Raw genomic sequence first — 14,150 nt, 5'->3', positions numbered from 1 at the left:
TCTCCCCGCCGCCAGAAAGGCGAAGGGGTTTCTTCTGTGCTGTCCGATCTCGTCACATTGGTCCTTCTGACCGTCGATCTCTACCTTCTGGCCAGTCTCCTGACTCCCTGGACGGGCGATTTGGGATATGCCCTGTCCGGGTTTCTCCTGTTGAAGCTGGGCGGTTCCATCCTTATCCCTCTTTTCTTTTTCGGCTACCTCCTCTTCGGGCGCCTTTTCCGTCGGGAGATGGATCGCCCCTTCTTTGAATTTCTGGGCACGGTGACGCTTTTCGCCGGAGCTTCCCTCGCCCTGGGACTCCGGGGACTTACGGGAACGCCGACGTATCGATGGCTCGGCCCCGGGATGTGGGGCAGTGGGCTCGCTTTTTTCCTGTACCGTAATATCGGTCCGCTAGGAACTGTCCTCGTCGGGCTTCTTGCGGCGCTTCTCTCGCTGATCCTCTTCCGCCCTTCGGTCCTGCTGGCGATCCGTCATTTTCCCCAGAAGATCAAGCCCCTCCTGGAACGACTCGGCCGAATCGGCATCGCCGTGAAAAAGAGATTCCCCGAAAAGGACCTGCCCGCTCCCGAAGCTGACGTTTCCGCCTTCGGAGATCAGGGGACAGAGACGTTGCCGAAGCTTCCTCTCTGTGATCTCTCGGGCCCTTCCGATGAATCGGACTCTTCCGAGGAGGAAGAGGGCGCCGAGGTTTTTTCGGCAGCCGTCGTCCGCAGGAAGAGCCATCTCGAAGAGATTGAATCCCCTCCTCCCGTCGAAGGGAATGTCCCGGATTCGTCCCCTCTGCCGGTCAAGCCATCCAGGCTTTCGCCTTTTCCTCCGCCGGCAGGACCTTCCGAAGACATTCCCGACGGGGAAGATCATTTGCAGGAACTCTTCAGAAAGGAAGCGGCTTCGGATGAGGTGACTCCCATCAGGGGCAATGGAGAGTTTCCGCCTCCTCTCGATTTTTTCGGCCCTCAGGAGCCCTTCACCGACCCCATTGATCAAGACTTGATCCGGAGACAGGGAGAGAGAATCATTCAGACTCTGGCCGAGTTCGGCATCGAGGCCGAGATGGCCGAGAAGGTCATCGGCCCCACCGTCGTTCAGTTCCGCATTCAGCTCGCTCCTGGCATCAAGGTGAGCCGCGTGGCGAGCCTGAACAATGACCTTGCCGTGGCTCTGGCCGTTCCCAGCCTCCGCGTCGAGGCGCCGATCCCTGGGAAACCCTACGTGGGCATCGAGATCCCCAATCCCAAACGGGTCTCCGTCTCGCTGCGTTCCATCGTCGAATCTCCCGTCTTCGAGGAGGGGGAATCCGATCTCCCTTTGCCTCTCGGCCAGGGCGTCGACGGTTCGCCTCTGGTCATCGGTCTGGAGGATTTGCCACACATGCTTGTGGCGGGAACGACGGGCTCCGGAAAAAGTGTTTTTGTCAATAGCTGCATCCTGGGGCTCTGCAGCAAGCGACGACCGGAAGAGCTTCGTCTTCTCCTCGTCGACCCCAAACGAGTCGAGATGAGCTTTTACGAGAAACTGCCCCATACGCTGACGCCCCCCATCGTCGACGCCAAAAAGGCCGTCCACGCCCTGGCCTGGGCCCTGCGCGAGATGGAACGGCGTTACGAGATTTTTGCCCGAAGCCGGGTGCGTAACCTGGCTGGGTATAACGCGAAAGCACTGCCTAAAGACCGCTTTCCTCATATCGTGATTGTCGTTGACGAATTGGCCGATCTGATGATGACCTCCCCAAAAGAGGTGGAAGACTACATCTGCCGTCTGGCTCAGATGGCTCGTGCCACAGGCATTCACCTCATCGTGGCGACGCAGCGTCCTTCCGTCAACGTCATCACCGGGCTCATCAAGGCCAACATTCCGGCTCGCGTCGCCTTTACGTTACCCTCCCAGGCGGACTCACGAACCATCCTGGACGTGGGCGGAGCCGAAAAGTTGCTGGGCAGGGGGGATATGCTCTTTCTCTCCCCGCGCTATCCGAAGCCTCTGCGGATCCAATCGCCCTGGATCGACGAGGGAAGAATATCGGCCCTCATCGCCTATCTCGTCGAGCTCTTCGGCGAGCCGCAGCACATCGAAATCGACGATCAGAGCAACAGTTCGTCACTCGTCGACGATCCTCAGCTGGAAGACCCGATGATCCGCCAGGCCGTCAACGCCGTGCTGGAATCGGGCATTGCCTCGGCCAGCCGGCTTCAACGGCAGCTCCGCGTGGGGTTCACTCGGGCGGCCCGTCTCGTCGACGCCATGGAGACGCTGGGCATCGTCGGTCCCCAGGAGGGATCGAAGCCCCGCGAGATCCTCGTCGACGAGGATCTCGCCGAGGAAATTCTCTCTCGTCTGGAGGAACACTAGTCATGTCGCTCTATTGTCTTCCCGGCCTGGAGTTGACCTTTTCGGCCGATCTTTCCCCGCTCGAGATCGTCCTTGTGGCGGGAGGGCGTTCGCCTGACAAGGCTTGGTTAAGGACCGCGACGGCCTGTCGAAGCGTCTGGGCCGTCGATGGCGGCCTTGAAGCCTGTCTGAACGCCGCCGTCGAGCCCACACGGCTCATCGGAGACGGAGACAGCGCTCAAGCCGCCTCATGGGAACGGATACGAGCCAGGGGCATTCCCATCGATCGCTATCCCGTCGAGAAAGACCTGACCGATCTGCAAATCGCTCTGAAGACCTTGGGGGAGGAAAAAAGGGGAGGGGCTTTGGTGACGGGCTGTTGGGGGGGACGTTTCGACCACCTTTTCAGCAACGTCTTTTCTCTGGTGGGCTCCTGGGACTGGGGGGCCAGGGTCCGCTGCATGGGCGACGAAAGGGAATTCCTCGTCTGCCTGGAAGGGGAGGAGACGCTTTCCCTGGCATGGAAGACCCCTCCAACGGCAATATCCCTGCTGGCCCTATGTCCGGTCTGCCGGGATGTCTCCATCGGAGGGGTCAAGTGGCCTCTTTCCAAGGCCTCCTTGGCTCTCTGCCGTCCTTATGCGATCAGCAACGAGCCTGTCGCGGAGGAGCTGAACCTATCGATCGGGGAGGGGCGTCTTGGGCTCTACCTGACCTGGGAAAGCCCCAAAAAAGAGGGCTGCTAGACAGCCCTCTTCACCTTGCCGGAGCGGAGACAGCGAGTGCAAATGGAAAGCTTCCTCGTCTCTCCTCCCAGATCCACGCGGACGGACTTGAGATTGATCAACCAACGGCGGCGCGTGTGCCGGTTGGAGTGGCTGACGGCGTTGCCCGTAGCGGGGCCTCGGCCGCAGCATTCACAGACTTTTGCCATGGAGATCCCTCCTTGAACTAGCCCAACAAGCGGAAGCATTGTAACATAGTCGGGGGGCCCTGACAACGGGCCTGAAGAGGAGGCTTTCAGAAATGAGTTTCAGCGATGATCTGGAAGATCTCAAGAACATCGTTCGGCGCCTGGAGGAGTCCTCTCTTCCTCTGGAAGAGGCCCTTGTCGATTTTGAAAGGGGCGTTTCCCTGGTACGACGATGTCAACGTTTTCTCTCGGAGGCGGAACAGAAAATTACGGTTCTGACGACCTCCGCTGAGGAGAACCCCAAGGAGATTCCTTGGGAAGGGGAGGAAGGGGAGTCGCTTCGTTGAAGCAAAGACGAGATGCCCGGATCAGCGCCCTGCTGAAGGTCGAGGCGGGGCGCGTCGATCACTGGCTCGAGATGTGTTGCATCGAGGCAGAGGGACGTTTCCCGCAGCGTCTTCTGGCGTCGATGCGCTACTCGCTTTTGGCCGGAGGCAAGCGTCTGAGACCGCTTTTGTGCCTTTTGGGTTCTCGCCTTTTCGGCGGAAGCGACGAAAACGTTCGCCCCATGGCCCTTGCCCTGGAGATGCTCCATACGGCCTCTCTCATTCACGATGACCTACCCTCTATGGATAACGACGACATGCGGAGAGGGAAAGCGACGAATCACGTCGTCTTCGGCGAGGGGATGGCCCTTTTGGCCGGCGACTCGCTTCTCGTCTGGTCCTTTCAGGAGATCGCCGAAAAACTTCAGCGCGATGATCTTCCCCACCATCGTGTTCTCAAGGCCCTCGCCTATTTTGCCGCCGCTGTCGGACCGGCCGGTGTCTGTGGAGGTCAAGTCTACGACAGCGATCCTCTCTCTCAGGGAGAGGGACTGGACTTTGTCCGCCGTATCGCCACGGACAAGACAGCCCGTCTCATTCAGGCCGCCCTTGTCTGCGGTGCTCTGATCGCCGGCGCCGAAGGAACTCCTTTGGCCTCCTTGGAGCGTTACGGCCTCCATCTTGGTCTGACCTTCCAGATCGTCGACGACATCCTCGACGTCATCGGCGACAGGGGAGAACTGGGCAAATCCGTCGGCAAAGACGAGGCCCAGGGAAAGAAGACCTTCGCCGCGCTGCTCGGCATCGAAGGGGCACGGCAAGCCGCCGAGGAGGAGACGGAAAAGGCGGTCTCGGCTCTGGGCCTTTTCGGCGACGAGGCTGGCGACCTGCGAGATTTGGCCCTTTGGCTGCGCGATCGCAGCCGCTGACGGGGGAGTGGCCATGTCTCTTCTAGGTGCCATCCGCGATTACCGGGACCTGAGAGCCTTCTCCCCCGAAGAGGCCTCGGCCCTCTGTGGGGAACTCAGAGAGCGGATCATCGATGTTGTCCTCGATCGAGGCGGCCATCTGGCCTCCTCGCTCGGTGCCGTCGAGCTCATCGTGGGCCTTTTGCGCCTTTTCGATCCCGCCGAGGACCGCATCATCTTCGACGTCGGCCATCAGGCCTACGCCTATAAAATCCTCACGGGCCGTGACGACGTCTTCAACACGCTAAGGACCTGGGGGGGCATCTCCGGCTTCCCGAAACATCGAGAAAGCCCTTTCGACCACTTCGACGTCGGACACAGCAGCACGTCTCTCTCGGCGGGATTGGGCTACGCCAAGGCACGCGACATCAGGGGAGAATCCCATGAAGTCGTCGCTTTCATCGGCGATGGGGCATTGCTGAACGGCCTGGCCCTTGAGGCCCTCAACAACGTCAAATCAGCCGACACGAAACTGATCATCATCCTCAACGACAATGAATGGTCCATCAACCGCAAGGTGGGCGGACTGGCCGAATGTCTCGCTCGCATGCGTTCCCACAGCAGCTATCGCAGGCTCAAGGCCTTTATCAAGGAGCACTGCCGCAACCTGCCGAAAGGGGAGGGGATCGAAGCCTTTCTCGGCCGGGTCAAGGACCATGTCAAGGCCGTTCTCCAACCTTCCAACTTTTTCGAGGAACTCGACATCAGCTACTGGGGCCCTTTCGACGGGCACGACCTGGAGGATATCGAAACGGTTCTGGCCTTGGCCCGACGTTACGACAGACCCGTGCTGATCCACTTCCTGACGGAAAAGGGCCGCGGTTACAGGCCGGCCGAGGAAAATCCGACGAAATTTCACGGCATCTCTTGCAGGCCTGACCCCTCGCTGCCTAAGGAACCGCCTCTCCCCAGCTGGAGTTCTGCCGTCTGCGACGTTCTGAGAGAAAGAGCCGCCGCAGATCCCCGCGTCGTAGCTCTCACGGCTGCCATGATGGAAGGAAGCAAGCTCAACGCTTTTGCTCGCGATTTTCCCGACCGCTTCTTCGACGTCGGCATCGCCGAAGGGCATCTCCTGACTTTCGCCGCGGGCCTGGCCGCAGGGGGGCTCCGACCGGTGGCGACGATCTATGCCACTTTTCTCCAAAGAGCCATGGACCAGCTCGTCGAAGACATTGCCATGCAGGGCCATCCCGTCATCGTGGCCGTGGACAGGGCCGGATTGGTGGGAGAGGACGGAGAGACCCACCATGGCCTCCTGGATGTTTGCTGGGGACGAGCGGTACCCGGCCTTGCTATGATGGCACCGCGGGACGTGATCGACCTGCAAGCCATGTTCGACTATGCTTTCACCTTGGCGGGGCCCTCCATGATCCGTTACCCCCGAGGCTGCGCCCCCCTCGTTGTCGGGCCCGAAATCCGTCCCGACATCGCCTCCGGGAGAGCTCAATGCCTCGTCGAGGGAGAGGAAACCCTCCTGATCGGCTACGGAAGCACGATCCCTCTGCTTCTTGAGGCACAGCAGCGCTGTCTCTTCCTGGGACTGCCCTCTCCTTCCGTCGTCGACCTTCGCTTTCTGAAACCGCTTGACTGGACCAGCCTTGACGACTGGATTTCCACGCATCGTCGCGTGCTGATCGTCGAGGAGGGATATGCCGCTGGAAGCATCGGCGAGGCATTGGGTGCCCACATCGCCACGCAGGGGCTTTCCATCGACTTCAAGGTGATCGCTGTCGCCGACGCCTACATTCCTCAGGGGACGCAGGAGGAACAGTGGAAATCCTGCGGTTTCTCCGTAGAGACCCTTCTTTCTCAGATCAGGCCCTGCCATGTCTCGACAGCGCCTTGATCGGCTTCTCGTCGAACGTGGTTACGCCCCTTCCCGTACAAGGGCTCAGGAACTGATCGCCTCCGGAGTCGTATACATTAGAGGTTTTCCCCAGACCAAGGCCTCAGCTCAGGTCGATCAAGACGCTTCCCTTCAGATCTGCCGTGCCGATCGTGAATGGGTCAGCCGCGGCGCCTACAAACTCCTTCAGGGATTGACCGCCTTCCCCATTAGCGTCACCGGTAAGGTCGGCCTTGACGTCGGCGCTTCCACGGGCGGTTTCACGGAGGTCCTTCTCGACAGGGGAGCGCGACGCGTCTACGCCGTCGATGTCGGCTACGGGCAGCTGGCATGGAAATTGAGAGAAGACAGCCGTGTCGTTGTCATGGAGAGAACCAACGCTCGCTTCCTCTCGGCGGAAGCTTTGGGAGAGACCGTCGATCTCGTCGTCTCCGACGCCTCTTTCATCTCCCTTCGCCTCCTTCTCCCGGCTCTGGAGAGGGTAGGCAAGGCCCAAGGCGACTGGATCCTTCTCGTCAAACCCCAGTTCGAGGCCGGAAGAGATCGCGTCGGCAAGGGCATCGTCACCGATTCTTCTCTCCACGAAGCGATTCTGATGGAACTGAGGGAGTTTATAGCCGAAGAGACAGGCCTTTCCCTCGTCGGAGCGACTCCCTCGCCCATCAAAGGTCCCAAGGGAAACATCGAATTCCTCTTTCATCTCCGAAAGGAGGGGGAAAGCCTTGGGCCGTCAAGGCTCAAGGAGCTTGTCGCCGAGGCCCATGCCCTCTTTCGCGATTCATGCGGCCTTCTGGAAGGAGAATCGTCTTGAACGACACCGTCGGCCTGCTTCTCAACACTCAAAAGAAAAAGGCCATCGACCTGGCCCAGCAGCTCATCGCCTGGGGCAAGGAGCAAAAGATTCGTTTCCTCCTGCCCCCGCACGAGGCCTCTCTGCTGGGCGTGCCCGGCCTCTCGGATCAGGAATGGAAAAAGACCGTTCCCTTCGCTGTCGTCGTCGGCGGTGACGGAACCTTTCTACGGGCTGGCCGCTACGTCCTGAGCCACCAGATTCCTCTTTACGGCATCAACGTGGGCAAGCTGGGCTTTCTGGCCGCAGGATCGCCGGAACAGGCCAAGGAGGACATTCTTTCCATCCTCTCGGGGAATCATCGCGTTCAGTCCCGAGTTCTCCTTGAAGGGAGAGTCCTCCGAGGAGAGAGGAAGGTTCACGAAGTTTTTGCCCTCAACGACCTCGTCATCAACAAAGGCTCTTTCGCCCGTGTCATCTTCATCCGCATTCTCGTCAACGGCGAGCCTTTGAGTCTGCTTCCCGCCGACGGCGTCATCGTGGCGACGCCGACGGGCTCCACGGCCTATGCCCTCTCTGCGGGAGGCCCCATCGTGCCGCCTCACGTGGCCTGTCTCATCGTCGCTCCCATCTGTGCCCACACCCTCTACGCGAGACCGATCATCTTAGGAGCCGACGACATCGTCACCATCGTCCCCGAGGGAAATTTCCGCGACCTCGTCTTTTCTCAGGATGGACAACTCAGTTACGAGCTGCTCCCGGAAGACCGCATCGAGATCAGGCTGTCGCCGGAAAAACGTGTCCAATCGATCTTCCTTCCCGGAAGGGAATATTTCGTCCTTCTACAACAAAAACTCTGCTGGGGCCAGTCTCAGACGGAACTGGGAGGGGAGTAGTCGTGATCGAAGAAATCCGCATCCGAGAAATCGGGGGCATTTCAAAGGCAACCCTCTCTCTGCGGGCTTCTTTTGTCGCTATCACCGGCGAGAGCGGTTCGGGCAAGAGCAGCCTCGTCCGGGCCTTCGAACTTTTGAGCGGGGCCCGCTCTCAATCGTCGATGATCCACGGCGAAAGCGATGAAGGGGAAGTTCTGGCCGTGATGGCCAATGACGGCCCCCTGCTCGGCCTGGGCGAAGATCTTCAACCTCAGGAAGGAACGACGATCATTCGGCGTATCCTCTCCCGGTCGGGACGGAGCCGTGCCTACCTCCAGGGCAAACCCGTTCCTCTTTCCACCCTGGCCCAGGCCATGACGGGACAGCTGGGCATTCAGAGCCAGTTCGCCCAGCTGGGGCTTCTCGACGCCCAGGGACAGCTTGATCTTCTCGATGGTTTCGGCGAGGATCGCATCGCCGAAATCCGGGGGGAAATCCGAGCAGCCGTCTCTCAAGGCCTGGATCGGGAAAGAGAGATTGCGGCGCTACGGGAAAAACGGGCCCATTTGGAAACTCGATGGGGCAAGGCCCAGGAAATTCTCGAAAAGACCGAAGCTCTCCATCTCAAAGAGGGACAGGATCTCCTTTGGAGTCGCGAGTTGGAGGAGACGGAACGGCGCATCACAGAGGTGATCCGCCTGAAGGACTTTTATAATCAGTTGGCAGGAGGAGGCAGCGAGAGAGGACTCGTAGAGGCCCTGGAAGAAGTTCTCCTTGGGGCTCGTGACGCCTTCGACGGCACCGAGGGAGAAGTCTGGGCGACCTCGACAGAACAGATCCTTGCCTCCCTTCAGCGTCTTCAGCGTCTTTTAGCCTCCTCCCTTCAGCCTTATTCCCTGGAGGAACTGGAACAACGACGCGAGTCCCTGGAACGGCGCCTCGGCAAGATCCGCCAAATCCAACGCTTGGCCAAAGTTAACTCCTACGAGGAACTCCTCGACTACTGTGCGGCCGCAAATAAAGAGCTGCAATGGGTCGTCGCCAGTGGGGGAGAGCTGGAACGCCTCCAACACGAAAGCCGGGAGTGGCGACGGCGAGCCTCCTCTCTGGCTCTCGAGCTTCGAACGCTGCGCCAGCGGGCAGCTGAAGAGCTTTCGACCAGCATGAACGGTTATCTCATCGACCTGGCCATGGAAAATCTTCGTTTCCACGCCAAACTGCTTCCCCTCGACCGAATCAGGCCCAACGGTGCCGACGACGTCCTTTTTGAACTTCACGGCGAAGGGGATTTCAAGGGCCCCGTCAGCCGTATCGCTTCAGGAGGGGAGCTGAGCCGCATCCTTCTCGCCCTCCAGCTGTGCCTGCCTGACGCGAGAATGCCCGCGTGTCTCGTTTTCGACGAAGTGGAAGCCGGCCTGGGCGGACGGGCAGCCCTTCTCGCCGGCTATAAACTGCGCGACCTCTCCAGACGCTGTCAGGTCCTTCTCGTGACTCACGAAGCGGCCATCGCCGCCTTGGCCGAACAGCACTATGTCGTTCGCCGCAGCGGCAACGAAAGCGCCGTCGTCGAAATCGACGGAGAAGAGCGCGTAATCGAGATTGCCCGAATGCTCGCCGGCGACGGGCAATCCCTTGAGGCGCGGAAGCACAGCCGTGCTCTTCTCGACGAGGCGCTCTCCGCAAAGATTCCCGTTGACGAGAAGACTCGAGATGCGTAAAATACAAAGGTCGTGGATCATACGCATGGAGCGGGCTTTAAAGCTCAGAGCTGCCTAGCTCCGGCGGAAGGAGGCAACAACATGTACGCAGTAGTGGAAACAGGAGGCAAACAGTATCGAGTCGAGCCGGGACAGAAAATTCGCGTCGAACTTCTCGACGCTGCCGAGGGGGCAACGGTCGATCTCGGCCCCGTCTTCCTCGTGGCCAGGGAGGAAGGGCTTGCCCTCGGGATGCCCTCCGTCGACGGTGCAAAGGTCTCGGCCAAGGTCATCGCGCACGGAAGAGGCAAAAAGGTCTACGCCTTTCGATACAAAAACAAGACAAACCAGCGCCGCATAAGGGGACACCGCCAGAGCTACACGGAGCTGGAGATCCTCTCCATCGATTGCTGAGCCTGCACCGATGATCGTCCTCCGCCTACGGAAACGGAAAGGCTTTATCACCCGTATTTCCGCCGAAGGACATTCAGGATATGCTCCGGAAGGTTCAGATATCGTCTGTGCAGGCGTCTCGGCCCTGATGCAGACTCTCGAAATCGGTTTCAGCGATGTCCTGGCGATCTCTCCTCTCTCTTCCGTTGACGAGCGGCGAGGATATCTGTCTTTAGAGGTTCCTCACGCCGACGAGCGGACCGAAATCCTTTTTCAGACAATCATTGGTGGCTTGAGGGCTATGGAGGAGAGCTATCCCGCTTATTTGGAAATTCTGGAGGCTGAGAGTGATGAAAAAATTTAATTTACAGCTTTTCGCCCATAAAAAAGGACAAGGCAGCTCGTCAAATGGCAGAGACAGCAAACCTAAGCGCCTGGGAATTAAGCGCCATGACGGCCAGGACATCCTCGCTGGAGGCATTTTGGTGCGCCAGAGAGGGACCAGGATTCATCCGGGACAGAACGTCGGCTGCGGCCGCGATTTTACCCTTTTTGCCCTTAAGCCGGGCCTTGTCCGTTACGAGACGAAGGGAACGCGCAAGTACGCCCATGTTTGCCCCGTTGAGGCGGAAGTCGGTCTGTAGAGCGAAATTCTGCCCTGTCAGGTCAGATTGCGCGTTTTTATGGGGGCCCGTTGACGATGGCCCCCTTTTTGATGTCGAGTCATGATCCTCTGAGGTGAAACCCCATGAAGTTCGTTGATCTTGTTGTGATCCAAGTTCAAGGCGGACAGGGAGGAAACGGGTGCACCAGTTTCCGCAGGGAGAAGTTCGTTCCTCGTGGCGGTCCCGACGGCGGAAACGGCGGGAGGGGAGGGAACATCATTTTCGAAGCCTCCCTCAGCATCCAGACCCTTGCCGATTTCGAATATCATCATCGTTACGAGGCTCCCAAGGGAGAAAATGGCCGAGGGAAACGCCAGTACGGACGATCGGGAGAGGATGCCGTCATCCCCGTTCCCTGTGGCACGCTCGTCTTCGATGGTCAGACGGACGACCTCCTCGCCGACCTCGTCGAACCTGGAGATCGATTCCTCGCCGCCCGAGGCGGAAAGGGCGGAAGAGGCAACGTCACATTCACCAATTCCGTGCGCCGCGCACCCCACTTTTCGGAAAAAGGCGACCCCGGCGAGAAGACAACCTTACGACTGGAGCTCAAGCTGATCGCCGACATCGGTCTGGTCGGGCTTCCCAACGCGGGCAAATCCTCCATTCTCGCCGCCATTTCCAACGCTCAACCTAAAATTGCCGATTATCCTTTCACAACCCTTTCCCCCAACCTCGGAGCCCTTGACGTGGATGACGAACGGGTCATCATCGCCGACGTCCCCGGCCTCATCGAAGGTGCCCATCAGGACAAAGGATTGGGATTATCCTTTCTTCGGCACATCGAACGGACGCGACTTCTCGTTCATGTCCTCGACCTTGCTGCCTCGTCCCTTTCCGATGTCCTGCGGCAGTGGGAAATCATTTGTGAGGAGTTTGCCTCCTACGACGAAGAGCTCCTCGATAGACCCTATATGGTCGTGGGCAACAAGATCGATGTCGCGGACGCCGCGGAAAAGATCGACGGCGTGGCCCGATTCATGGAAGAAAAAGGTATTCCCTTCCTTGCCGTCAGCGCCTTGAGGGGCGACAATATTCCGCAGTTGGTGCGCTATTTGGCCGATCAGGCCCGACTTCATCCCCGCCCTCACAGCGAGACGCGTCTCGTCGGCCTCGCCGCCGAACCCATCGAGGGAGAGGGGCGTCGCCGTGTCCCGGTCCAGATCCTGCGCCTTACCGATGGGAAGGGATTCCGCATCGTTCACCCTTACCTGGAAAAAGTCGTGTTACGTTACGACTTCGAGCAGGAGGAGGCCTTGGCTCGATTTGCACGCATCCTCCGCAAGCTCAAAATCGATGACCTCCTTCTGGCCCAAGGGGCGAAAGAGAAGGATACCGTCTGCATCGGCGACATGGAATTCGATTTTGAACCGGAAGGAGCTCTGGAAATCGAGCCGTAGAGAGCAATCGGGAGGAGGGAAACATTCCTTGTCGACAGCGTCTCATCTGAGACGAATCGGGGTCATGGGCGGCACCTTTGACCCCATCCATTACGGACATCTCCTTGCTGCGGAGGAGGCCTATTTCTCCCTGGGACTCTCGGAGGTCCTTTTCGTTCCGACGGGGTTGCCGCCTCACAAGAACCGCCAGCAGGTCTCCTTGGCCGAAGATCGCTACACCATGACCCTGCTGGCAACCGTCGACAATCCTCATTTCAAGATCTCCCGTCTTGAAATCGATCGTGAGGGGACAAGCCATACCGTGGACACCCTGCGAGAGATGCGTCATTGGTATCCCGCCGGTAGCGTTACCTTTTATTTCATCACGGGATTGGACGCCGTTCTCGACATACATAACTGGAAAGAGCCGGAGGAGATCGTCTCCCTCTGCAAGATCGTGGCTGTCAGCCGTCCCGGCTACAACCCCCACCGGCTGGAAGACCTGCCTCCGTCCATTCGTCGTGCCGTCATTCCCCTTGAGATCCCTCATCTGGCCATCTCAAGCACGGAAATCCGTCGGCGAGTCGGGCAAGGACGGAGCATCCGTTATCTGACCCCCTGGCCAGTGGAACACTATATTTATAAAAAAGCTCTCTACCATCGGAGAAACGGATGGTGATTATATGACCAAAGGCAAACTGGCTCTGGCCGCGCTGTTCATTCTTCTCTCCACAATGACCGGAGCTTGGTGGCGTCTCCAGCGCGTTCTTCTTCCCAAGGAAGCTTCTCTCCGGGAGGAGCTCGTTCACGACAGGGATTCGGGCCAGGTAAACCTCCTGTTGATCGGCGTCGATTCCAATGAAGGATCCCATCGTTCCGATACGATAGCCTTCGTCTCCGTCAACCTGGAATCCAAGACGGTCAAGCTGCTCTCTCTCCCGCGTGACACGCGCGTTCAGATCACGGGCCATGGATGGCAGAAACTCAATCACGCCTATGCCTATGGAGGCGTCAAGCTTCTTCAGGAGACGCTCGTCAACTATCTGGGCCTCCCCATCCATTACTATGTCGTCGTCAATTACGACAGTTTCCCTCGTGTGGTCGACCTGATCGGAGGTCTTGAGATCAACGTCGAGAAGAGACTTTACTACGTTGATCGAGCCGGAGGGCTTTACATCGACATCCCCAAGGGCCCTCAACGCCTTGACGGACAGAAAGCCCTTCACTATGTCCGCTTCCGCAACGACGCCTTGGGGGACATCGGAAGAGTGCGACGGCAACAGATCTTCATGCACGCTCTTCTAGAGAAAATCTACTCTCCCGAAATCTTGCCCAAGCTCCCGCAGCTCATCCGTGAAGCTATCGCCATGGTCGAAACAAATCTTCCGCCCTCCCAGGCCCTTCAGCTCGGGTCGTACCTGAGAGAAGGGGAGAAGGAGGCGCAGTTGCAATTTTCCACTCTCCCGGGGCACTCCGCCTACATCTCCGGCATCAGTTATTGGCTCGGCGATCTTGCGGCAACGTCGTCTTTCCTCTCCTCTTCGTCCGACCTTCCTCCGGAAACATCGCCCGATCTCGTTGGAGCGGAAACGGAGATGAACTTTACGGCCGCAGAGATAGCCTCTATTTTCACAAGGCCCGTGGCCGTTCTCAACGGCAGCGGAGGCAAGGGACTGGCTGGACAAGGAGCTGAAGTTCTCCAGAAACTGGGCATCGACGTCTCCTATTCGGGAAACGCCAAGCATTTCGATTACCACTATTCCCAGGTTCACTACCCTCAGACTGAGGGGGAGGAGGGGCGAAAGCGAGGAACGGCTTTGGCCACGCTTGCCGGAATCGGCCCAAAACTCGTGAGAGCCTCCGATGTGACCGTTGTCACTCTGACCCTCGGGCACGACTATGCCACAATCTTCGAGAGACTTCGCTCCCAACGTCTGGAGTAGAGAAACGCGACTTTGATGGGAGGT

The 14,150-nt window shown here is 58.9% G+C and carries 15 protein-coding genes; 14 read left to right on the top strand and 1 reads right to left on the bottom strand.

Annotated features, from left to right (window positions below; translation table 11 throughout):
• Positions 1-36 precede the first annotated feature (36 nt).
• Complete coding sequence (locus KAR29_RS06885; RefSeq protein WP_274374853.1) at positions 37-2,352, top strand: FtsK/SpoIIIE family DNA translocase; 2,316 nt, start codon at positions 37-39, stop codon at positions 2,350-2,352.
• Between the two features lie 2 nt (positions 2,353-2,354).
• Entirely contained in the window at positions 2,355-3,077 is a 723-nt protein-coding gene (locus KAR29_RS06880) for a thiamine diphosphokinase (protein WP_274374852.1), read from the top strand.
• Here KAR29_RS06880 and rpmB read toward each other — a convergent pair.
• Positions 3,074-3,265 (bottom strand): 50S ribosomal protein L28, encoded by a 192-nt coding sequence (gene rpmB / locus KAR29_RS06875; protein WP_274374851.1) that lies wholly within the window; start codon positions 3,263-3,265, stop codon positions 3,074-3,076. The two genes, KAR29_RS06880 and rpmB, sit on opposite strands and share 4 nt — an antisense overlap.
• 92 nt (positions 3,266-3,357) lie before the next feature.
• Here rpmB and xseB point away from each other — a divergent pair, with 92 nt between their 5' ends.
• From xseB to KAR29_RS06815, 12 genes are all read left to right on the top strand, one after another.
• On the top strand, positions 3,358-3,591 hold the full coding sequence (gene xseB / locus KAR29_RS06870) for an exodeoxyribonuclease VII small subunit (RefSeq protein WP_274374850.1): 234 nt from the start codon (positions 3,358-3,360) through the stop codon (positions 3,589-3,591).
• Positions 3,588-4,499 (top strand): polyprenyl synthetase family protein, encoded by a 912-nt coding sequence (locus KAR29_RS06865; protein WP_274374849.1) that lies wholly within the window; start codon positions 3,588-3,590, stop codon positions 4,497-4,499. Before xseB ends, KAR29_RS06865 begins: the two co-directional genes overlap by 4 nt.
• A gap of 13 nt (positions 4,500-4,512) precedes the next feature.
• The gene (gene dxs, locus KAR29_RS06860) at positions 4,513-6,384 is read left to right on the top strand and encodes a 1-deoxy-D-xylulose-5-phosphate synthase (protein ID WP_274374848.1); all 1,872 of its coding nucleotides are present in this window, start codon (positions 4,513-4,515) and stop codon (positions 6,382-6,384) included.
• On the top strand, positions 6,365-7,195 hold the full coding sequence (locus KAR29_RS06855) for a TlyA family RNA methyltransferase (protein WP_274374847.1): 831 nt from the start codon (positions 6,365-6,367) through the stop codon (positions 7,193-7,195). The genes dxs and KAR29_RS06855 overlap by 20 nt, the downstream gene beginning before the upstream one ends.
• The gene (locus tag KAR29_RS06850) at positions 7,192-8,070 is read left to right on the top strand and encodes an NAD(+)/NADH kinase (protein ID WP_274374846.1); all 879 of its coding nucleotides are present in this window, start codon (positions 7,192-7,194) and stop codon (positions 8,068-8,070) included. Before KAR29_RS06855 ends, KAR29_RS06850 begins: the two co-directional genes overlap by 4 nt.
• Before the next feature lie 2 nt (positions 8,071-8,072).
• On the top strand, positions 8,073-9,767 hold the full coding sequence (locus tag KAR29_RS06845; protein WP_274374845.1) for an AAA family ATPase: 1,695 nt from the start codon (positions 8,073-8,075) through the stop codon (positions 9,765-9,767).
• An 81-nt stretch (positions 9,768-9,848) separates the two neighbouring features.
• Positions 9,849-10,160 (top strand): 50S ribosomal protein L21, encoded by a 312-nt coding sequence (gene rplU, locus KAR29_RS06840; RefSeq protein ID WP_274374844.1) that lies wholly within the window; start codon positions 9,849-9,851, stop codon positions 10,158-10,160.
• 10 nt (positions 10,161-10,170) lie between these two features.
• Complete coding sequence (locus KAR29_RS06835) at positions 10,171-10,503, top strand: ribosomal-processing cysteine protease Prp (protein WP_274374843.1); 333 nt, start codon at positions 10,171-10,173, stop codon at positions 10,501-10,503.
• On the top strand, positions 10,490-10,783 hold the full coding sequence (rpmA, locus tag KAR29_RS06830; protein WP_274374842.1) for a 50S ribosomal protein L27: 294 nt from the start codon (positions 10,490-10,492) through the stop codon (positions 10,781-10,783). The genes KAR29_RS06835 and rpmA overlap by 14 nt, the downstream gene beginning before the upstream one ends.
• A gap of 104 nt (positions 10,784-10,887) precedes the next feature.
• Positions 10,888-12,204 (top strand): GTPase ObgE, encoded by a 1,317-nt coding sequence (obgE, locus tag KAR29_RS06825; RefSeq protein WP_274374841.1) that lies wholly within the window; start codon positions 10,888-10,890, stop codon positions 12,202-12,204.
• Positions 12,205-12,232: 28 nt separating this feature from the next.
• Positions 12,233-12,862 (top strand): nicotinate-nucleotide adenylyltransferase, encoded by a 630-nt coding sequence (gene nadD, locus KAR29_RS06820; protein WP_274374840.1) that lies wholly within the window; start codon positions 12,233-12,235, stop codon positions 12,860-12,862.
• A 4-nt stretch (positions 12,863-12,866) separates the two neighbouring features.
• On the top strand, positions 12,867-14,126 hold the full coding sequence (locus tag KAR29_RS06815) for an LCP family protein (protein ID WP_274374839.1): 1,260 nt from the start codon (positions 12,867-12,869) through the stop codon (positions 14,124-14,126).
• The last annotated feature ends 24 nt before the right edge of the window (positions 14,127-14,150 follow it).

The organism is Aminithiophilus ramosus (genome assembly GCF_018069705.1).
GTDB classification, from domain to species: Bacteria; Synergistota; Synergistia; order Synergistales; family Aminithiophilaceae; genus Aminithiophilus; species Aminithiophilus ramosus.
Note: the sequence above shows the minus strand (reverse complement) of the source record. Positions and strands in the feature narration are given on the sequence as shown.